At 45.0% G+C, this 835-nt stretch carries 1 pseudogene; it reads left to right on the forward strand.

Features of this window, described 5'->3' with window-relative positions:
* Positions 1-835, forward strand: a pseudogene (locus HT678_RS02690) (hypothetical protein); the annotation flags it as partial.

Below are 835 nucleotides of genomic sequence, written 5' to 3' on the forward strand. Positions count from 1 at the left end.
TTAATCAGCGCGCTGATGCGCTTGATGCTGGAGTGAGGCGTTTGACTGAAGGTCTCAGAACCAAAGCGGATATCAGCTCCCTCAACGTGACTGCTGAGAATATCCGGCAATCTGTGAAGAGTCTTGAGACAGACACGCAGAACAAACTAAATCAGAAGTTGAGTCAGGCTGAATTTGAGGTGCGAGCTGGCTCTATCCGCCAGGAAATCCTGAACGCAACCAAGGACAAGGCAGATAAGACATTGATTAGGGCTGAAGCAGGGAAATTACGAGAAGAATTTTCAAATATGCAAGTTGGTGGTCGGAACTATTATCGTGATTCCGAGAAAATTCAACAGTCTCGTTTTGGTTTTGTGTTTGATAATCTAGATCCCTATCTTTCAAAGTCCGATATTGGGACAACTTGGACTCTCTCGTTTGATTGTAAACTCGATGAAGTTGATGGTTCTTTTCCTTTCCACATGATGCATAATGGTGGGAATGGCTTTGGTATAGAGGGACAAAAAGAGTTCACTGCGACTAGGGAGTGGCAGCGATTTAGGCTTACAGGTCCGGTATTTTTTAAAGAGGATGCGCCCTCTGAATCCAAGCTACGGATGACCCTATTCAATTCAGATTTAGGATACGGAGGAACTATTTTCATTCGTAGGATTAAACTTGAAAAAGGTACCCTAGCGACAGACTGGAGTCCAGCGCTTGAAGACACCAATGGTCTCATCACACAAGCTAAGGCTAGCTTTGAGCGAACAGCGCAGGAATTGCGAACGGATTTGTCGGCTGTTCAGGCCTATGTTGCTCAAGATGGTCAAAGACAGAAAAGCTTACAGCGCTATAC

The sequence above is a fragment of the Streptococcus sp. 3167 genome (assembly GCF_013277175.1).
Taxonomy (GTDB): Bacteria; Bacillota; Bacilli; order Lactobacillales; family Streptococcaceae; genus Streptococcus; species Streptococcus pseudopneumoniae.